The organism is Pseudomonas sp. HN11 (genome assembly GCF_021390155.1).
In the GTDB taxonomy this organism is placed as follows: domain Bacteria; phylum Pseudomonadota; class Gammaproteobacteria; order Pseudomonadales; family Pseudomonadaceae; genus Aquipseudomonas.
Genome location: NZ_CP089985.1, coordinates 2506806 through 2526725 on the forward strand (window position 1 = coordinate 2506806; position 19920 = coordinate 2526725).

The window sequence follows — 19920 nt, forward strand, 5'->3', positions numbered from 1 at the left end:
TCTTGCGCGCCCCATCAGGGATTGGCGAGGTTGGCAAGTTCCAGGCCGGAAACGTAGCGCCCCAGATTCGCCAAAAACGTATCGGCAATCTCCTCCTTGCTGTTGGTCGAAATCGCCGACGTATGCGGTGACAACCTCACCCTCGGATGGGTATACAACGGATGTCCATCGGCAAGGGTTCCGGCTCGGTCACATCCAGCGATGCCAATCCAATCTGGCCGTTATCCAGCGCATCCAGTAGCGCCTCCTGATCGAGCAACCCACCCCGCGCGATGTTGATCAGGTGCAGACCCGGTTTGGCGCTGCCCAGTACATCACGGTTGATGATCAGCCGCGTGGACTCGGTCAGCGGTGCCGCCACCACCAAGTGATCGGCGCGGGCGAACAGGTCGTGGATATCCTTGGCGGCTTCCACGCCCGTGCTCAATGGTGCTCGGCTTTGGCGCAGCGCTATCACCTTGATCCCCAGGGCCTGGGCTTTTTGCGCGAGGCGTTCGCCAATCGCACCAAACCCCAGGATGCCCAACGTGGTGCCCTTCAGCGGGCGCAACGCGGTGAAATGCCACTGCGAATCCTTCACCCAGATGTCTGGCAAATGCTTGGCGGCGGCAAAGATCGCGGCCAAGGCAAACTCGGCCAGGTTGTCGGCTGCACTGCCACGGGACGTGGTCACCTGCGGTCCGTTGAACAGCCACTGCGGGTAAAAATCGATGCCCGATGACACCAGGTGTACCCATTGCGTACCGTAGGGCCATCCCGGTGGCGGGGTGTCCGGCGCGGTGTAGCCGCGCACATTGATCGGGCGCAGCAACAGGATATTCGCCTGGGGCGGCAGGTCGCTCGGCACGCCGACGGGCACGCCGATCACCTGGGCTTCGGGGTGGATCGACGCCAGGCGTTGACGGATCACCTCGTTGAACGCTTCATCCAGCTGGCTGGCGATAATCACCTGACTCATGGGCGTTCCTTCTGGCGATGGGCGAAGACGGCCTTGCCGACGCCTTGCAATACGGTGTCGTTCTGCGGGGTATGCACACGGCTGCACAGCACGTCGCGATAATGCCGTTGCAACGGGCTATGGCGCGACAGGCCGGGGTTGCCCGAGGCTTCGATGGCCAACTCCACGGCGCGGATGGCGTTGTGGGTCACCAGATATTTCAACTGTGCCGCATTGGCGACCGGGGTGTGGCCCTCGGCGGCAGCGTCGAGCAGGCTGCGGTTGGCAAACAGCAGGGTATCGATATGACCGACGGTTTCCTGGAAGCGCGGCAAGGTCGACAGCGCGGCACCGAGGTTGGACGGCGCGCGCTCTTCCAGCCAGTTCACCAACCAGTCCCGCGCGGCCTGGGCCACGGCGTCGTACACCGAGGACAACAACACCGACATCCACAGGAAACCTTCGCCATCCAGCTCGGGCGACGGTGCGCTCCACGGGCTGACGCAGACGGCGTGGTCCAGCGGCACCAGCACGTTGTCGAGTACCACTTCGTGGCTGCAGGTGGCGCGCATGCCCAGGTGGTCCCAGGTGTCGATGATGGTCACGCCGGGACTGTCCTTGGGCACCAGCCAGGCGCCGACCAGTGGGTCGGCGTCATCGCTGCGGCCCCACACGCTGAACCAGCTCAGGCCGTGGCTGCCGGTGGAGTAGAGCTTGCGGCCGCTGATGCGCCAGCCTTCGGCGGTGCGTACCGCGGTGGTCGCCGGCAGGCCGCCACGGGCCGGCGTGCCGAGGTCGGGTTCGACGCGCAGGGCGTTGATCAAGGCGCCGTTGCGCACGGCGTCTTCGCCCACTTGCTGACGCAGGTGGGCGGGCCAGGTCTGGCTGTCTTGCAGGCGTGTGTGTTGCAGGTACTGCATCACCAGGATCAGCGCGGTGGACGGTTCGCCCTTGGCAATCGCGCTGATGGCCTTGCGCGCCTGGGGCAGGCTGGCGCCACCGCCGCCCAGAGCCTTGGGCACGGTGAGTGCGACCAGGCCATATTGGTGCAGCAACTGGAAGTTGGCATAGGGGAAGGCGCCGCTCTCGTCATAGACGTGGGCGGTGCTGGCCAGCTCGGTGGTGAGGCGTTCGAGCAGGGCGTCGAAGTGAGCGACTTCCACGGAGCGTAGGGAAGGGGGCGAGGATCGGCTCATGCCAGCGCCTGCTGCCGCTCTTCAACCCCGGCGGTGACGCTGTAGCGGTTGGCCGGCACCTCCAGGCCCAGGTTATCGCGCAGGGTCTGGCCGCTGTAATCGGTGCGGAACAGGCCGCGTTGCTGCAGCACCGGCACCACCAGTTCGGTGAAATACTGCAAGCCATCCGGCAGTACCGAGTTGATGATGAAACCGTCGCTGGCGCCGGTTTCGAACCAGGTCTGGATCGCATCGGCGACTTGCTCCGGGGTGCCGACAAAATCACGTTTTGGCCGCGAGAAGCGCAGGGCCACTTCACGCAGGGTCAGGCCTTCGTCCCTGGCCAGTTGCTTGATACGGTCGGAGCCGCCTTTCTGACTGTTGGAACCCAGGTCTCCGAGTTCCGGGAACGGCGCGTCCAGCGGGTATTGGCTGAAATCGTGGTCGTTGAACGGGCGGCCGAGGGCAACGATGGCATCTTCCACGGTGACCAGGTCCACGGCCTGCTGGTAGCGGCTTTCCACTTCAGCCTGATCACGCCCGACAATAGGACGGATACCCGGCAGGATCGACAGGCTATTGGCGTCGCGACCAAACCCTTTGGCACGACGCTTCAGGTCTTGGGAGTAGGCCAGGCCTTCTTCGATGCTGTCGACATGCACAAAAATCGCATCAGAGTTTTCCGCGGCAAAGTTGCGTCCGTCTTCGGAAGTCCCGGCCTGGAAAATCACCGGCTGGCCCTGACGCGAACGCGCGATGTTCAGTGGGCCTTTCACCGAGAAGAAATCGCCCTTGTGATTGAGCGCATGCAGCTTGCTCGGGGCAAAAAACTCGCCGGTCTGTTTGTCATAGGTAAAGGCGTCGTCTTCCCACGAATCCCAAAGGCCTTGAACTGTGTTCACGTGTTCCTTGGCGATGCGGTAACGCACGGCGTGAGGTGGGTGCTCAGCCTTGCTGAAGTTGTCGGCGGTGCCACTCAGCCACGAGGTAACCACGTTCCAGCCGGCGCGACCGCCGCTGATATGGTCCAGAGATGAGAACTGGCGCGCCACCTGGTACGGTTCGGTGTAGCTGACGGTCACCGTGGCGACCAGGCCGATATTCGTGGTGATTGCCGCGAGGGCGGAAAGGATGGTCAGCGGTTCGAAACGGTTAAGGTAGTGCGGGCTGGATTTGGCGTGGATATGCAGGCTGTCGGCGATGAACACGAAGTCGAACTTGGCGGCTTCGGCCAGTTCAGTCTGCTGCTTGTAGAAACCAAAGCTGGTGCTGGCGTTGGGTTGGGCGTTCGGGTGGCGCCATTCGCCCCAGCCGTGACCGACGCCGTGGACCATTGCACCCAATTTTAAATGGCGTGGTTTCAATTGACGTGGCTTGCTCATGTTCTGCTCCTATTTAGCGCGAGGCTTGGGAAAGGGGGGCACGCTTGGCATTGAAGCTCTTGTCGAAGCCTTGTGAGACGTCGATGTGCTTGAGCAACAGACCTTCTTTTTGGTAGGTGTCGGCGGTCGATTGCAGGCCGCTGATGACCGCGTCGTCAATGGCGACTGAGTTCAGGTGGGTGTCCCTGGCCACTTCCACATGCACTGCCAGCGGCAGGCCGGTGATCTTGGCCTGGGCCGCTGCGTATTCATTGGGGTGGACGTTGGCCCAGGCATAGGCGCGGTCTAGGCGGGCAACGAAGTCATCCAATTGCGGACGCTTGTCGGCGATGGCTTGGCGGGTGGCGGCAAGGTACAGGTGGTTGCTCAACAGCTTGTTGCCGCTGACCAGTACGCGGGCCTGGCTTTGCGAGGTGACCACGGTGGTGTACGGGTCCCAGGTGGCCCAGGCATCGGCGGTGCCGTTATCCAGCACCAGGCGCGATTCGCTCGGCAACAGGAAAATGAACTGCACATCTTTGGTGGTCAGTCCGGCAGTGGCCAGGGCCTTGATCGCCAGGTAATGGCCGATTGAGCCGCGTCCAGTAACGATCTTCTTACCCTTGAGGTCGGCGACGGTCTTGATCGGTGAATCCTTGGGCACCAACAGGGCTGTGGTGTTACGCCCTTCGGCGTGGATGATGCTGACCACCTTGAGCGATGCACCGGCCCCCAGGGCGAACACGTAGGGGGCGTCGCCGAGGGCGCCGATGTCCACTGCCCCCGCGTTCAACGCTTCGCCCAACGGTGAGGCAGAAGGGAATTCCGACCATTGGATCTGGTAGGGCACATCCTTGGCTTCACCGGAGACTTCCAGCAGCGCTTTGATGGTGGATTTCTGATTGGCGACCCGCAAGGGTTGCAAGTCGTTGGCGTAGGTGATGCCCGATAGTAGAGCGATCAGCAGGAGGGGCAAGGTCAGACGCATGAGGCAGGTTCCAGGCTAGAGGGTAGGTTGCAGTCGCCTCCGCCTGGAGAAGGGGTCGGCTGTTGGGAAGGCCCGACAAGGGCATACCGTCAGATCACATAGAAACCATGGGTGCCGTCACGAGCCAGTTGCTCGACCAGGCCGAACTCCCAGTCCAGATAAGCCTGCATGGCTTCCTTGGGGTTGTCGGTGCCTTCGTACGGGCGGCGGTAACGGTCGATGCGCGGCGAAGCGAGGTGGGTTTCACCTTCCTCCAGGGGCAACTGCGCGTTGACCCAGCCGGTGGTGCCGTCCTGCAGCAGGAAAACCTGCTTGCCGGTGATGGCTTCGACTTCTGCCACCGCCAGGCGCGCCAGTTGGCTGCTGCCGCAGGTCAGTACGTATCGCTGGGCGGCGGGCACTTTGGCCAGGGCCTGGGGCAGTTGCGCACGTAGCGCCCACCAGGCACAGGGAATATGGCGCTTCACGTAGTTGGCGCTGGCGGTGAAATCCAGCACCACGGTGTCGCCGTGGCCGAGCCAATCGGCGAGGGTGTGCGGGCTGATCAGTTCGGCTTGGGCGGGTGCTGGAACCGGCGCAATCCAGGCGCCTTTCTCGCTGAAGTGTGCCGGTTGCAGGTCATCCAGCACATGCACCTCCCAGCCCAGCTGGGCCAGCCACGACGCAGACATATTGGCGCGCACGCCGTCGTCATCCGCCAGTACCACACGGGCACCGCGCACGCTGGCGACGTGGTCGGTTTCCTGCACCAACTGGCCGCCCGGCGTCGAGCGCGCGCCGGGCAGGTGCCCGGCTTCGAATTCTTCCGGGGTACGCACGTCGAACAGGTAGGTGGTGCGTGTTTTTTCCTGCTGCCAGGCGTGCAGATCGGCCAGGGTGGCACGGCCCACGCGGGCCTTGTCAGCGACACGACGCGCATCGGCGGCGGCGACTTGGCGGTGTTCTTCGGAGGTCGGGGCGAAGCGGCGCGTTTGACCATGGGCAAGTTTTTGCCCGGCCAGGGTCCAGCCGATGGTGCCGTTGCGCAGCGCCGACACCGGGTTGGCCACGCCTGCATTGATCAGCGACTGGGTGCCGATAATGCTGCGGGTACGCCCTGCGCAGTTGACGATGATGCGGGTAGCCGGGTCTGGCGCCAATTCACGGGCGCGCAATACCAACTCGGCACCGGGCACGCTGATGCTGGTTGGAATACTCATGGTCTGATATTCGTCGAAGCGGCGGGCGTCAAGCACTACCACATCGGCCTGACTGTCGAGCAGTGACTGCACCTCTTCAGCCGCCAGGGAGGGAGTATGCCGCTTGCTTTCCACCAGCTCGCCAAAGGCCTTGCTCGGCACGTTCACGTCGATAAACAGTTCGCCACCGGCCTTGCGCCAGCCCGCCAAACCCCCTTCAAGCAGGCTGACCTGGGTGTAGCCCAAGACGATCAGGCGCTCGGCAGCGCGGGTGGCCAAGCCTTCGCCATTGTCGTAGACAGTGACCTGGGTATCGCGCCGTGGAATGCGCGAATACACCTCCAGTTCCAGCTTGGACAGCGGTATATTCGCGGCAAACAGCGGGTGGGATTCGGCGAACGGCGCCTCTTCGCGCACGTCGACCAGCGCGACTTCTTCATGGTCCAACAGGGCCTGGCGAATCTGCACAAAGCTGCGGGTGGATAGGGTCGTCATAGGGCAGGGCTCTTTTCTTTGGACAAATCCCAGATATTCGGGAGGAAGGCGTTGGAATAACCGGAGATAAACAGTTTCTCGCTGCCGTCAGGCTGGTACACCGCGCGACGCACCGCACCGATATTGGCGCCGTACACGTGAATGCTGATGGACACCTGGTCGCTGTGGGCATTGCTCACTTGGTGGATGTCGCCGACTTTGGGCGACAAGGCCTCCACCTGGCCCGGCACCAGTTGGATCGGCTTGCCTTCAGCCAACAGGCGGCCATCCGGCGCACGCTTGAAGCCTTGGGAAAACTCCGCACCGCGCAGCATGCCAATCAGGCCCCATACCCGGTGATCGTGGATCGGCGTGCTTTGCCCCGGCCCCCACACAAAACTGACGATGCTGAAACGCTGGCGCGAGTCGGCATGCAGCAGCAATTGTTGATAGCGCTCGGGATCGGGCTGGGCGAACTCATCGGGGAGCCAGTCATCATGGCTGACCAATTGCGCCAATAGCTTGCTGCCACGGTGCAACAGGTCGCCTTCGCGTGGATTGCCGTCGATCAATTCCGCCAGGGCGCCTATAAAGGCTCTGAGTCTTTCGGGATGCTTGGCCTGGGTCATGGCAATTCCGTGGTGTGATCGGTGTCGATGGGCTTATCTAAGCATAATGTTTATAGTTAATATGCTATTTTTTAATGATTAGCTTATAGCTGAAGGTAATTTAGAACCGGTCTGAATAGCGTTAGACGTTATCGATCACAGCGCGGGCTATCCAGGCAGCGTTCCTGCAACTATGCTTCGCACACATCTTAATGACTGTTCTCTATGTGCGGCCCAAATGAAAATTGACGATATCGATGCCTTTGTCGAAGTGATTCGTTGCCAGTCCATCAGCCATGCCGCCGAGTCGTTGCAACTGACCCAGCCGGCTATTACCCGCCGCGTGCAGAACTTCGAGCAAGCGCTGGGGGTGGAGCTGTTCGACCGCAACACCAAGCCCCTCAAGCCTACGCTGATCGGCACCCGCGTCTACGAGCAGTGCCGGCTGATCCTGCGCGAAATGGATGCGCTGCGTGAGCTGGTGGCCACCGATGCTCCGCCCACCGGTCTGTTGCGCCTGGGTGTGCCGCAGACCATCGGTGATGTGGTGCTGCTGGACGCGCTCAAGCACCTGCGTGCCGAATACCCGGACTTGCGTGCGCAGGTCGCCACGGGCTGGGGCAGCCAGTTGGTCGGCAAGATCGAACGCGGCGAGCTGGATGCGGCGGCGGCGCTGTTCCCGGCGGGTAAGATCTTCCCGGACAACATCATCGGTGAGTCGATCGGCAAGATGGAACTGGTGGTGGTCTGCGCCAAATCCCAACTGCCGAAGAAGCCCTGCAAGCTGGCGGATGTGTACCAGAACGGTTGGATTCTGAACCCGGACGGCTGCGGTTTTCGCGCCGGTTTGCAGCGTACCTTGTCCGATCAGGGCCTGGCGTTGCGGGTCAATCTGGAAACCTTCGGCACCGAGTTGCAGTTGGGTTTGGTGGCTGACGGCCTGGGCTTGGGCCTGGTACCGCGGCCATTGCTGGAGCGCAGCGCTCACCGTGAGCACTTGGCGGTGATGCCGCTCAAGGATTTCAAGCCGGTGATGGATCTATGGCTGATCTACCCGCACTTCCTGGGGAACCTGCAAGGGCCGGTGGATGCGTTTGGCAAGTGGGTCGCTGCCTCGCTGCACAAGATCAAGGATGCAGCTTGATATGAAAAAAAATAATAATTAGCTTAGATTAAAATGTGCTTTTTATTATTTTTGAGCATCCCATAGGCTTGCCTGGAAGTCCTTAAGGCCATCCAGGAAGTTTTGCCATGAGCAGCGTCACCTCGATTTCCAGCGTCTCCAACAATGTTCGTCAGCGCGTCACCCCGCAGGAGTGGGAAGTGCGCGTCAAGCTGGCCGCCGCCTATCGCCTGGCGGCCTTGTACAAGTGGACCGACCACATCTACACCCACTTCTCGGCACGCGTACCGGGCCCGGACGAGCATTTCCTGATCAACGCGTTTGGGCTGTTGTTCGATGAGATCAGCGCTTCCAACCTGGTCAAGGTCGACCTCGATGGCACTATTGTCGACGACCCTACGGGCCTTGGCATCAACTACGCCGGCTATGTGATCCACAGCGCCATCCACGGCGCACGTCATGACCTGCAAGCGGTGCTGCACACCCACACCCGCGACGGTATTGCGGTGTCAGCGCAAAAAGACGGCTTGCTGCCGATCTCCCAGCACTCGATTGGTTTCTCCGGGCGTGTGGCCTACCACGGCTATGAAGGCATTGCCCTCGACCTTGACGAGCGCGAGCGGTTAGTCGCGGACCTGGGCGACAAGAGTGTGATGATCCTGCGTAACCATGGGCTGTTGACCGCAGGCGTCAGCGTAGAGCATGCGTTTCAGCAACTGCAGCAACTGGAGCGGGCCTGCAATATCCAGATCGCAGCCCAGGCTGCGGGGAATGCGGAGTTGATCTTCCCGCCGGTGGACGTTGTAGAGAAAGTCGAGCAACAGGCCAAGGCGCACGCCAGCGGCGAGGGACCGGGCGTGGCGCGGCATTGGAATGCGTTGATCCGGCAGTTGGAACGCAGTGATACCGACTACAAAAACTGATACTCAATCCACTGAAAATCTAGAAATGTGGGAGCGAGCAAGCCCGCTCCTACATTTAGTTGTGTGGTGTTCTTGATTAAGCGACCTGTTTGGCCTGCTCGCGTTCAGCGATCAGCTGCCGGGTGAGAGGAATCAGTCGCTTGCCATAGTCGATGGCATCATTCAACGGATCAAACCCACGAATCAGGAAGGTGGTAATCCCCAGGTCGTAGTAATCCACCAACGCCTGCGCGACTTGCTCAGCCGTACCGACCAGCGAGGTGGAGTTGCCCTGCGCGCCCAGTAACCCCGCAATTCCCGTCCATAAACGCTTATCCAACCGCGACCCCTGTGCCGCCGCCGCGAGCAAACGGCGCGAACCTTCGTTCGGCGGTTCACGCCGTACAAAACCACTCTGCTGTGCCAACTCGGTCGCCTGTTGCAAGATGCGGTCGGCCCGTGCCCACGCCAGCTCTTCGGTCTCGGCGAGGATTGGTCTCAACGACAGACTGAAACGAATCGTGCGCCCATGCTTGGCCGCTTCGGCGCGTACCCGGGTCACGATCTCGCGCACTTGCTCGTAGGTTTCGCCCCACAGTGCATATACATCAGCGTGTTTGCCGGCCACTTCAATCGCCGCTGTAGAAGAGCCGCCGAAGTACAGAGGGATATGCGGCTGTTGTGGCGACTTCACCGTGGAGTGCGCGCCTTCGACCTGATAGTAGGTGCCCTTGAAGTCAAAAGGTTGTTCGCTGGTCCACTCCTGGCGCACCACGCCCAGGTATTCATCGGTGCGCGCGTAACGTTCATCCTTGCCGATATGGCTGCCATCGGCACGCAGTTCGCGGTCGTCGCCGCCGGTGATGATGTGCACCGCCGTGCGCCCTCCATTGAACACATCCAGGGTAGCGAACTGACGTGCGGCCAAAGTGGGCTGGGCGAAGCCGGGGCGGTGGGCGATGAGGAATTGAAGTTTTTTGGTCACACTGGCGGCGTGGGAGGCGATCAGCATGCTGTCCGGGCTGTTGGAGTGGAAGGCCACCAGCGCGCGGTCGAAGCCGGCTTCTTCGTGGGCGCGGGCCACGGTCTCGACGTAGTCGGGTTGCAGGGTAGGGCCGCTGCGCGGGTGGATTTCGGAAGCGTGGTGGCCGCCGATGTAGCCGATGAATTCGATGCTCATGGTCTGTCCTTGTATTGTGCGTGAGGGACACCTCCACCGGGCAAGGGGTCGGTTATTCGCGTCCAAGGTAGGGGCAGTGGCCGGGGCTGTAAAATGCCGATTGGTTCTAATCTAATTATTAAAATATAGAATCATGATTTATTCGATATATCAGTAATTTGCATTTTTTGTGTGTTGGGTTATTCCTGGAGAGACGTTCACTGAGGTTTTTTATTTGCGACGATGCTCGAAGGGGCGTTAACGATAGATATTGAGGGCACTACACGCTGGAAACCGTGTAGCGGGTGTACACGTGCATCGAGGCACGGCAACAGAAATCGAAGGCGAAAAAAAACCGGCTGATCAGGCCGGTTTGGGGTTCCCGCAAGCCGTGCGGGGTTAAGCGTTGTTGCCTTGCAGGCGATCAGCACCGCCTTCAGCCAGGCCACGTTCCTGCAGACGATCAGCACCGCCTTCGGCGACACGACGTTCCAACAGGCGGTCCGAACCGTTTTCGGCAACGCGGTTACCTTGCAGGCGGTCCGAGCCACCCTCTGCAATGCGACTTTCGATCAGGCGATCCGCGCCGCCTTCAGCAACAACCGGGTGAGCAAATGCGTTTGCAGCAAGTACCGAAAAAGCGAGGCTAAGCAAGATTTGGCGTTTCATGAGGGTGTGCTCCGAGTGTTTGAGTTGGGTTGTTGCTGGTATGGGGTTGATGTTACGCGTTGCATTTTTTAAGAGAACTTCATTGGGCTGATGGTGACTATCGATGCCAACGATGGCTCGTTTTGGCGAGCCATCGCTGGGCCAGTCATGGCATCTGTGGCAGTTCCTGCGGGCGCAGGTCGAACACCAGCACCTCGGCGTCCTCGCCCTGGCTCAGGCGGATTTGCCGTTCATCCCGCACGCGTGCGCCGTCACCTTCCAGCAAGCGCTGCCCGTTGACTTCAACGCTGCCTCGGGCCACATGGATGTACGCATGGCGATCCGGCGGCAGGTCCAGGGCCGCGGCTTCATTGCCGTCGAACAGCCCGGCATACACCCGTGTGTCCTGGCGCACGCTGAGGGAGCCGTCGTTGCCATCCGGCGAGATAATCAACTGCAGGCGCCCACGTTTCTGCGCCTCGCTGAAGTGCTCCTGCTGATAGCGCGGTTCGGCGCCGGCCACCGCAGGCACGATCCAGATCTGCAGAAAGTGCACGCCACGGGTCTGGCTGTGGTTGAACTCGCTGTGGGCCACGCCGCTGCCGGCGCTCATCAGTTGCACATCGCCGGGGCGGATCACCGAGCCGGTGCCCAGGGTGTCCTTGTGTTCGAGGGCGCCTTCCAGCACATAGGAGAAGATCTCCATGTCGCGGTGCGGGTGCTGGCCAAAGCCTTTACCGGCTGCAACGCGGTCATCGTTGATCACCAGCAGGTCGGAAAAACCCTGTTCTGAGGGGTTCCAGTAGTTGGCGAACGAGAAGGTGTGAAACGACTTCAACCAACCGTGATTGGCGGCGCCGCGTTCGGAAGCTTTGCGAAGGGTCAGCATGGTCTTGTCCTCAAGTGGGAGCGGGCTGCGACATGCAGGGCTCCGGCGTTGAGAAGAAGGTTAATGGTTAGCGTGGGATTCATTAAGAAGCTGAAATTTGAATGACTGTCTCCTTGAGGTGGACAGTTGTGAACGTGTAATAATGTCCGCCGCATTCCTTCTCGATGGGCTCTCCTGATATGAAAACCGTGGCCATGACACTGTTTCCGGATTTCCTCCTGCTCGACATGGCCGGGCCGCTCGAAGTGTTCTCGATTGCCAACCGCTACCTGCCGTCGGCGGCTCACTACCAGATTCTTACCATCGGTATCGAGCCCGGTCCGTTGCGCGCCTCCAATGGGGTGGTGGTGCAAACCGACTTGCTGTTGGATCAGGCCCAGGACGCCTACGACCTGTTGCTGGTGCCTGGCGGTCCCGGTGCCTACAACGAATGCCACCCTGCGTTGCTGTCGTGGCTCAGGGCAGCCGCCCCACGGGCGCGGCGCTTCGGCTCGATCTGCACCGGGGCCTTTGTGCTGGGGCATGCGGGCCTGCTGGACGATCACCGCGTAACCACCCACTGGCACTACACCGAGCGGTTGATCAAGGCGTTTCCCAAGGCGATTGTCGAAACCGACCGTATCTATTTGCAGGACGGGCGCCTGGTTACCTCGGGTGGCGTCACGGCCGGTATCGACCTGGCGCTGTCAGTGGTCGCCCAGGACCACGGCAAGCAAGTCGCCGTGGAGGTGGCCAAGGTGCTTTTGGTAGTGATGAAGCGCCAGGGCGGCCAAGCCCAGTTCAGCCCGATGACGGCGGCAGTGGCCCCCCAGGAAACTGCGATTACCCGCGTGCAAAACCATGTACTGGAGCATCTGGAACAGGCCTATACCATCGAGTCCATGGCCGAATTGGCCGGCATGAGCGCGCGCCACTTTGCGCGGCTGTTCGCCAAGGACGTGCAGATGACGCCCATGGCGTTCCTGCAGGGCGCGCGCATTGACCGCGCCCGGCAGTTACTGGAAACCACAGACCTGCCGCTGAAGACCGTGGCTTTCCACGCGGGCTTCGGCAGTGTGCGACATATGCGCTTTCTGTTCAGCGAAAAACTGGGTCTTAACCCGACCCAATACCGACAGCAGTTCAGTTAACGACAGAATGTCCGTCTCGCGCACCCGAATGTCCGTGTCATTCCCCGTGCCAGCATTGTCCTGTCATCGCCAACTGGCAAGATAGCGTCAAGCCCATGGAAAAGGATGCGCGAACGCCCAAGGCCGGGCGTTTCAGCGCTTTTATAAAGATGAACAACCCTCAGGCGATTGACGCTGATGGCACGGTGCGCTTCGGTGCCTATGTCTTTCACCGGCAACAGCGGCTGGTCAGCAAGGCAGGCTGGCCAGTGCCTTTGGGCGGACGCGCATTGGATATCCTTACGGTACTGCTCGAAACGCCCGGGCAGTACATCAGCAAGGGTACCTTGATCGAGCGGGTGTGGCCGAACAGAGTGGTCGAGGAAAACAACCTGAGGGTGCACATCGCTGCACTGCGTCGGGCCCTTAATGGGCAACGTTTGATTCTCAACGACCCACAGCGTGGCTACTGTTTCGCAGCGCCTGTGCACGGCGCTGTACAGGTCGCGCTACCTAGGCACAATCTGGCCGTGCGGCTCAGCCCGGTGATGGGCTGTGATGAACTATTGGGTGTGCTGGTGCGGCGTCTGTCGGGTCAACGCCTGATGACGCTCACTGGGTGCGCCGGCGTCGGCAAGAGCACCGTGGCTCTGGCGTTGGCCGAGCGCGTATTGCCACACTATCGGGACGGTGTGTGGTGGGTCGACCTGGACACGGTGCAGGCGCCGAAGAGCATGCTGCGCCACCTCGCCACAGCGTTGCATTTGGAGCCTTGCGAGAATGCCACGCAACTGAGCCGTCAGTTGGCCTCCCGCCAGCTGTTATTGGTACTCGACGGCGCCGACCTGTTGCTTGGCGCCTGTCGCCATCTGGTACGTGTGCTACGCGAAGCAGCACCCCAGGTCCGCGTGCTGATCACCAGCCGTGAGGCCCTGCAAACCCAAGGCGAATGGACGCAACGCGTGCCCCGGCTGATGGTGCCAGCACCGTCGGCGCTCGGCAGTGTTGAACAGGCGATGGTGTATCCGGCCGTGCAACTGTTCGTCGCACGGGTGCGTGCCGGTCAGCAGGGGTTTGTATTGCGGCGCCAGGACCTCGCACCGCTGCGGGATATCTGCCGACGCCTCGACGGCATTCCCCTGGCGTTGGAGTTGGCGGCAGCCCAAGTGGATGCCTTGGGCATACGCGGTTTGCAGCAGCAACTGCGCCAGGGCTTGCAGGTGCTGACACGGGGCCGACGCACGGCGGTAGAGCGGCATCAATCCCTTAGCGCAGCCCTGGATTGGACCTACCAGCGACTGAGCCTGCCGGAGCGTTGGCTGTTCTTGCAATTGGGCTTGTTCAAGATGGCGGTGACTTTGCCTACCCTGAGCGAACTGGTCGCCGGCACCGAGCTGGAACACGCCGACCTGTCTTACCTGCTGGGGCGTCTTATTGCCACATCACTGCTGACCGTCGAACCTGGACCGGGCAACCCGCGCTACCGGCTGCTCAATTGCGTGCGCAGCTATGCGCTGGCGCAACTGCGCGACCCCCAGCAGATGGCGCATTTGCAGCAGGGATATGGGCATTACCTGGGACCGTTTTCAGGCCGGCCGTTTGTCTTGCAACTCATCGAGCAGGCCGCGTACGCGGATTAGGTCCGCGGTGGCGAAGCCTTCTGTGAAGCGCGCGTAAATTGAACTCAGCAAGTCGCGCGCAGCCTGCACACGGCCTTGCGCCTGCCACAACTTCGCCAATGAGGTCGCACAGCGTAATTCCCAGGCGAGCGCGCCTTGCTGGTGCGCCAGGCCCAGGGCTTCCAGCAGGAGCATTTCGGCCAGGCGGGAATCGGTCAGGCTGTCGGCGCGTACCCGCAGAACCTCTGGCGCGCACCAGCCGGCGCCGCCTGTGCGGGCGCGCTCGAAGGCCGTTTCATCAGGCCCGTGCACACCCAGTGTGACCAGGATGTCTTCGATCAGCCCCAGGCCCTGCAGCTCACTGCGCCCAAGAAGGCCGGCATAGTGTCCCGCCCAGGTCTGGAACAACCGCACAGAGTGTTTGTGAGCGTGCTCCAGCAGCAGCGCCTGCATATCCCGGGCGGTCTCGGTGTCACCGTTGTAGCGGGCGATCACCACACCTGCCAAGGCCAGGGTGTAGCAGATGGAAGTCCCGTGATTGATCTGCAACGCCAATTCCAATGCCTGGTGGGCAGTACGCCAGGCCTGCTCCGGAAAACCTTGCAGCCACAGGATTCGCGCCAACACGGTCAGCGAGGCAACGTTCTGATCGTATTGCACGCCAATGCCGTGGGCAAATCGGTTGAGATGGCCGCTGTGTGACATGCGTTGGATTACTTGCTCGGCGTTGTGCCGGGCGAGGGCCTGGTTGCCGTTGTAGTGTTGCGCCAATACGCGCAGGCGTTGGGCGCTCACGTCCAGCAGTGGCTCGGTGCGTGGGTCGAGGCGATCAAATTGCACACTTTGCGCCAACGCCTGGCGATAGCGGCCGGCACATAAATTGACTGCCATGTGCCCGGAGACCGCGCGCAATTGGCCGGCGATATCCTCGCGCTCCTCAGCCAGGCGCTGGGCACTGACGAAGGCTGCGATAGTCTGGGGAGCCCCGCCCATTGCGTGATAAGACAGGCTGCCCAGCGCCAATTGCAGCTGCATCGTCAGCTCGGGGCAGGGCGTGCCGCTCCGACCCATCAGCGCGAGCGCCTTGCCCACATACAAGCCGTGTTCCCTGAGCAATGACAACTCTTGCCACAGCGGCATCGCACTGACGGTCAAGCGGATGGCCAGAAGGTGTTCACCGCCCTGCGCAAGCCCCCAGTCGAGGGCGGCACGAATGTCCTCACGCAGCGGCGCGTAGCGGTCGATCCAGGGTTGCGTCGCGATCAACGCCCAATCTTCGCGCGCCTGTTCCATCAGCGCCAGGCAGCGCGCTGCATGACGCTCACGGGTAGCGTCGAGTTCAGCGGCAACGCTGAGTTTTTCCAGGGCATAGGTGCGCGTGATATCCAGCAGGCGATAGACCATTTCGTCATCACCGGCTTCCACATTAAGCAGCGATTTAGCGACCAGTTGAGTGATCGAACCCAACACCTCGGCCGGTGCGACCTGCTCCCCGGCGATCACTGCCGCAGCGCTCACCAGGCTGAACCCTCCTCGGAATACCGCCAGGCGACGCAGGCATGTCTGCTCGCACGCGCTCAGCAGCTCGAAGCTCCAGTCCAACGTGGCACGCAGGGTCTGGTGACGTGGCAACGCACTACGCCGGCCGCGGGTCAGCAGGCGGAAGTTGTCTTCCATCTGCACCAGCAGCCCGGGCAGGCCGAAGCGTTCGATCTGCGCCGCCACCAATTCAATCGCCAGGGGAATACCGTCCAGGCGTTGGCAGATATCGATCGCCAGCGGCAATTCAGCTTCGCTCAGTTCAAAGCTGTCCTGATGGGACATGGCCCGCTCGATCAACAACTGCAGGGCCGGATAGCCCAATGCCTGGGCGCGGTTACCGGTGGCGGGCGGGCAGGCCAGGGGCTCCAGGCGCTGCACGTATTCGCCCTCGGCACGCAATGCTTCGCGGCTGGTGGCCAGGATATGCAACCTGGGGGCATGGCGCAGCAGGGTTTCGCTGATCAGGGCGATGTCGTCCAGCAGGTGCTCGCAGTTGTCGATCACCAGCAGCAACTGACGCTCCTGCAGGGAGCGTGCAAACGCGACCAGAGGCTCTTGCCCGGTGTAGGTGAGGTCGAGCAGGGCGGCGAGGTTGGGCAGAATCATCGACGGTGCGTTCAGCGGCGCCAGGTCGAGCAGGCGAATGCCGTCGCGGTAATGCCCGATCAGCAATTCCGCCACGCGCAACGCGACGGTGGTCTTGCCGATGCCGCCGGCGCCGGTCAGGGTGATAAAGCGTTGTTCGGGCAGTTGCTGCACCAGGCTGTCGATCAGGGCCTGGCGGCCGATCATCCGGGTGCGACGCAACGGCAGGTTGTGGCACGGGCGCTGGGGTGCACCCTCGGTGGGCAGCGTCATCGGCTCGATGCTCAGTGGCGCAACAAAACTGTAGCCACGCTGGGCCACGGTCACGATATAGCGCTGCCCGGCCTGACCATCTCCCAGTGCCTTGCGCAACGCCGCCATATGCACCCGCAGGTTGCCGTCTTCCACCACGCTGTTGGGCCAGACCCGGGTGATCAGTTCCTGTTTGCTCACCACATTGCCGGCTTGCTCCAGCAGGATCAGCAGGATATCCACCGCTCGGCGCCCCAGGCGCAACGGGTGACCGGCCTCCAGCACCAGACGTTGGCGCGGGTGGATGCGATAAGGGCCGAAATGCACGGCCTGGTCGCCGGGGTCGCTCATGGGGGGCCGTGCTCGCAAAATGGGAAGCGGCCAGCATATTCCAGGTACGTACAGACCACTAGGCCGCGATCACTTGCGGCTTTTGCCGTGAGTGGTGATTTCGCCAAGTCATCGGGTTGACGCCCTCGCTGCGGGTGAACATGTGGCAGAAATGCGCCTGGTCACAAAAACCGCATTCCAGGCTGATTTGCGTCAGGCTCAGGGTTGAGCTGGTGATCAGCTCCTTGGCCCGTTGTATGCGTTGTTGGCGGATCCACTCCTGCGGTGACAGTCCTGTAGTGCACTTGAACGCGCGGGAAAAATGGCTGCGCGACAAGGCGCAGGCCTGGGCCAGGTCGGCAATCGCCAGGCTTTCGCCGAGGTTGGCCAGGATCAGTTGCTTGGCGATACGCTCGCGCCGTGGGCACAGGCCACCGGTGGCGGACAAACGAGGGGCATATTGCTCTAGTTGGGCCATGACAAAAATCCGCAGTCGATGGGAGCGTTCCTGGTGGATGGATGCAGTGTAGACGTGGCTTATCTTGTTGCCGGACCGTCTGGTTGACGAGTTAATCGTTGTTAATTTCGCCAGGTGCCTGCGTTGAAAAGACAGCACAGGCATGCAATGCGGATCGCGTTTTGCGTGCTTATCTGTGTGCCTGCCAACCGTTTGGATGCCACCATGAACCGCAACGACCTGCGTCGCGTCGACATGAACCTGCTGGTGATTTTCGAGGCGCTGATGTTCGAGAAGAACCTGACCCGCGTCGCCGAAAAACTGTTCATGGGCCAACCGGCAGTGAGTGCAGCGCTGGGGCGTTTGCGTGATCTGTTCGACGACCCGTTGCTATTGCGCAACGGGCGGGGCATGGAGCCCACGCCACGCGCGGTGGCGATACTCAAGGAGTTGCAACCGGCCATGGACACCATTTCCGGCGCGGTCAGCCGTGCCAAGGATTTCGACCCTTCCACCAGCTGTGCGGTATTTCGCATTGGTCTCTCAGACGACGCTGAGTTTGGTCTGTTTCCGCCGTTGCTCAGCCAATTGCGCGAAGAAGCGCCGGGCATCATCGTGGTGGTGCGCCGGGCCAATTACCTGTTGATGTCGTCGTTGCTGGCCAGCGGTGAGATTTCGGTGGGGGTGAGTTACACCACTGAATTGCCAGCGAATGCCAAGCGCAAGAAGCTGCGGGATATTCCGTGCAAGGTCTTGCGAGGAGATGACGGCACCGAGCCGCTGACTCTGGATGACTACTGTGGGCGGCCCCATGCGATGGTGTCGTTCTCGGGGGACTTGAGTGGCAACATCGATCTGGACCTGGCGCGGATTGGTAGAGCGCGGCGGGTGGTGTTGGCGGTGCCGCAGTTCAGTGGGCTGCGGGCGTTGTTGGCGGGGACGCAGATTATTGCGACGGTACCGGATTATGCGGCGTGTGCGTTGACCGACGGGACGTCGTTGCGGGCGGAGGATCCGCCGTTTGCGATTGATGCGGCGGAGTTGTCGATGGTGTGGAGTGGGGTGCATGACAATGATCCGGCGGAGCGGTGGCTGAGGGGGAGGATTGGGGAGCATATGGCTCGGGTGGTTTGACTGAGTACATATCCCCTTTTTCGGGACTGTCATAAATTTTGTGTTCGGGCATAACATGTTGCTAGAGGTGCATGTATGCCGACAAAAAAGAAACCGGCCCGTGAGGCCACGCGAGACCTTCCATCCATTCCCAAAGAGCTGATCGACCAGTTCGTCAGCGGTCCGATGAGTGCCGAAGCCATTCAGGACGCCTCGATGGCGTTCAAAAAGGCGCTGATCGAGCGAGCTCTTGGTGCCGAGTTGGGCCACCATCTTGGCTATCCTCAGGGCGCGGAGCGCCCTGAGGATTCGAGCAACCAACGCAATGGCAAGAGTGGCAAAACGGTGCTGACCGATGACGGCCCTTTGCGTCTGGATATTCCCAGAGATCGCGATGGAAGTTTTGCCCCGATCTTGATCCCTAAGCATGAGCGCCGTTTTACAGGCTTTGATGACAAGATCATCGCGATGTATGCCCGAGGTATGACGGTTCGCGAAATCAGGGCGTTTCTCTCGGAACAGTACGGAACAGAAGTCTCCCACGACTTTATCAGTTCCGTCACTGACGCCGTTTTGGAGGAGGTTGCCGCCTGGCAACAGCGACCGCTTGAACCGATGTACCCGGTAATTTTCTTCGATGCATTGCGAGTCAAAATTCGTGACGAAGGCCTGGTGCGCAACAAAGCGATTTACCTGGCACTGGGCGTATTGCCGGACGGAACCCGAGATATCCTGGGCATTTGGATTGAAACAACCGAAGGCGCCAAGTTTTGGATGAAGGTCTTCAACGACCTGAAAACGCGAGGCGTCGAGGACGTCTTGATCGCCGTAACTGACGGTCTCAAAGGCATGCCCGAAGCGCTGAGTGCTGTGTTTCCTGAGACGACGTTGCAGACCTGCATCGTCCATCTGATCCGCAACAGCCTCGATTACGCAGGCTGGGACAAGCGCCGTGAGCTGGCCAAGGCATTGAAGCCGATCTATCAAGCGCTCAATGCTGACCTCGCCGAGCAAGCGCTGCTGGCCTTCGAAGCCGGGCCTTGGGGCAAGCAATATCCCACGGTTGTGGCGGCTTGGAAGCGCGCTTGGGATCGGGTTATCCCGTTCTTCGTGTTTCCCCCGGCGATACGCAAAGTGATCTACACAACCAACGCCATCGAGAGCATCAATGCTCAGTTGCGCAAGATCATCAAGACGCGAGGCCACTTCCCAACGGACGATGCCGCGACGAAGCTGATTTGGCTGGGTTTACGCAATATCACCGCGAACTGGGGCAGTGCAGCCCATGACTGGAAGAGCGCGATGAATCAATTTGCGATCCTGTACGCAGATCGATTTATCAGGCCGACCTGGTAAAGCTAGGGCCTGCCTGACGGCAGGCCGTTACCGGCCCGCACACAAAAAATCTGACACTCTCCCTTTTTCGGTAACGGCCACTTATGGTTCCTCCCTTACGGCGGGTCACTTTTGG

The 19920-nt window shown here is 61.2% G+C and carries 16 protein-coding genes and 1 pseudogene; 6 read left to right on the plus strand and 11 right to left on the minus strand.

The genetic code is table 11. The annotated features are described in order from the left end of the window. Positions 1-14: 14 nt before the first annotated feature. The 6 genes and pseudogenes from LVW35_RS11400 to LVW35_RS11425 form a co-directional block, all read right to left on the minus strand. Positions 15-958, minus strand: a pseudogene (locus LVW35_RS11400) (D-isomer specific 2-hydroxyacid dehydrogenase family protein). Next, positions 955-2133 carry an acyl-CoA dehydrogenase family protein gene (locus LVW35_RS11405; RefSeq protein WP_233895568.1) on the minus strand — a complete coding sequence of 393 codons (1179 nt, stop codon included), beginning with the start codon at positions 2131-2133 and terminating at the stop codon, positions 955-957. Before LVW35_RS11405 ends, LVW35_RS11400 begins: the two are co-directional and overlap by 4 nt. After that, complete coding sequence (locus LVW35_RS11410) at positions 2130-3494, minus strand: LLM class flavin-dependent oxidoreductase (protein ID WP_233895570.1); 1365 nt, start codon at positions 3492-3494, stop codon at positions 2130-2132. The genes LVW35_RS11405 and LVW35_RS11410 overlap by 4 nt, the downstream gene beginning before the upstream one ends. 13 nt (positions 3495-3507) lie before the next feature. Then, positions 3508-4461, minus strand: coding sequence for an ABC transporter substrate-binding protein (locus tag LVW35_RS11415; protein WP_233895572.1), 954 nt, complete (start codon positions 4459-4461; stop codon positions 3508-3510). A gap of 89 nt (positions 4462-4550) precedes the next feature. Further along, the gene (locus LVW35_RS11420; RefSeq protein WP_233895574.1) at positions 4551-6134 is read right to left on the minus strand and encodes a rhodanese-related sulfurtransferase; all 1584 of its coding nucleotides are present in this window, start codon (positions 6132-6134) and stop codon (positions 4551-4553) included. Continuing rightward, entirely contained in the window at positions 6131-6742 is a 612-nt protein-coding gene (locus LVW35_RS11425) for a cysteine dioxygenase (protein WP_233895576.1), read from the minus strand. The genes LVW35_RS11420 and LVW35_RS11425 overlap by 4 nt, the downstream gene beginning before the upstream one ends. A 217-nt stretch (positions 6743-6959) precedes the next feature. On the opposite strand from LVW35_RS11425, the gene LVW35_RS11430 reads away from it, so the two are divergent. Beyond that, positions 6960-7865: a LysR family transcriptional regulator gene (locus LVW35_RS11430; RefSeq protein WP_233895578.1), complete on the plus strand. Its 906-nt coding sequence runs from the start codon at positions 6960-6962 to the stop codon at positions 7863-7865. A gap of 107 nt (positions 7866-7972) precedes the next feature. Further along, complete coding sequence (locus LVW35_RS11435; protein WP_233895580.1) at positions 7973-8767, plus strand: class II aldolase/adducin family protein; 795 nt, start codon at positions 7973-7975, stop codon at positions 8765-8767. 76 nt (positions 8768-8843) lie between these two features. Here the strand turns inward: LVW35_RS11435 and LVW35_RS11440 are convergent, their stop codons facing one another. From LVW35_RS11440 to LVW35_RS11450, 3 genes are all read right to left on the minus strand, one after another. Continuing rightward, positions 8844-9926 carry an LLM class flavin-dependent oxidoreductase gene (locus tag LVW35_RS11440; RefSeq protein WP_233895581.1) on the minus strand — a complete coding sequence of 361 codons (1083 nt, stop codon included), beginning with the start codon at positions 9924-9926 and terminating at the stop codon, positions 8844-8846. Between the two features lie 378 nt (positions 9927-10304). Next, on the minus strand, positions 10305-10574 hold the full coding sequence (locus tag LVW35_RS11445) for a hypothetical protein (protein WP_233895582.1): 270 nt from the start codon (positions 10572-10574) through the stop codon (positions 10305-10307). 145 nt (positions 10575-10719) lie between these two features. Then, positions 10720-11442: a pirin family protein gene (locus LVW35_RS11450; RefSeq protein WP_233895583.1), complete on the minus strand. Its 723-nt coding sequence runs from the start codon at positions 11440-11442 to the stop codon at positions 10720-10722. A 179-nt stretch (positions 11443-11621) separates the two neighbouring features. Between LVW35_RS11450 and LVW35_RS11455 the strand changes: the two genes are divergently transcribed. Both LVW35_RS11455 and LVW35_RS11460 read left to right on the plus strand, forming a co-directional pair. Beyond that, a complete protein-coding gene (locus LVW35_RS11455) occupies positions 11622-12572 on the plus strand; it encodes a GlxA family transcriptional regulator (protein ID WP_233895584.1) in 951 nt (316 codons plus the stop codon). Between the two features lie 95 nt (positions 12573-12667). Further along, on the plus strand, positions 12668-14191 hold the full coding sequence (locus LVW35_RS11460) for a winged helix-turn-helix domain-containing protein (protein WP_233895585.1): 1524 nt from the start codon (positions 12668-12670) through the stop codon (positions 14189-14191). Here LVW35_RS11460 and LVW35_RS11465 read toward each other — a convergent pair. Both LVW35_RS11465 and LVW35_RS11470 read right to left on the minus strand, forming a co-directional pair. Next, positions 14138-16900, minus strand: a complete 2763-nt coding sequence (locus tag LVW35_RS11465; protein ID WP_233895586.1) for an ATP-binding protein — start codon at positions 16898-16900, stop codon at positions 14138-14140. The genes LVW35_RS11460 and LVW35_RS11465 overlap by 54 nt on opposite strands. Before the next feature lie 58 nt (positions 16901-16958). After that, entirely contained in the window at positions 16959-17357 is a 399-nt protein-coding gene (locus LVW35_RS11470) for a helix-turn-helix domain-containing protein (protein ID WP_233895588.1), read from the minus strand. A gap of 204 nt (positions 17358-17561) precedes the next feature. Between LVW35_RS11470 and LVW35_RS11475 the strand changes: the two genes are divergently transcribed. Next, positions 17562-18470, plus strand: a complete 909-nt coding sequence (locus LVW35_RS11475; RefSeq protein WP_233895590.1) for a LysR family transcriptional regulator — start codon at positions 17562-17564, stop codon at positions 18468-18470. Positions 18471-18545: 75 nt separating this feature from the next. Beyond that, the gene (locus LVW35_RS11480; protein WP_233891656.1) at positions 18546-19805 is read left to right on the plus strand and encodes an IS256 family transposase; all 1260 of its coding nucleotides are present in this window, start codon (positions 18546-18548) and stop codon (positions 19803-19805) included. The last annotated feature ends 115 nt before the right edge of the window (positions 19806-19920 follow it).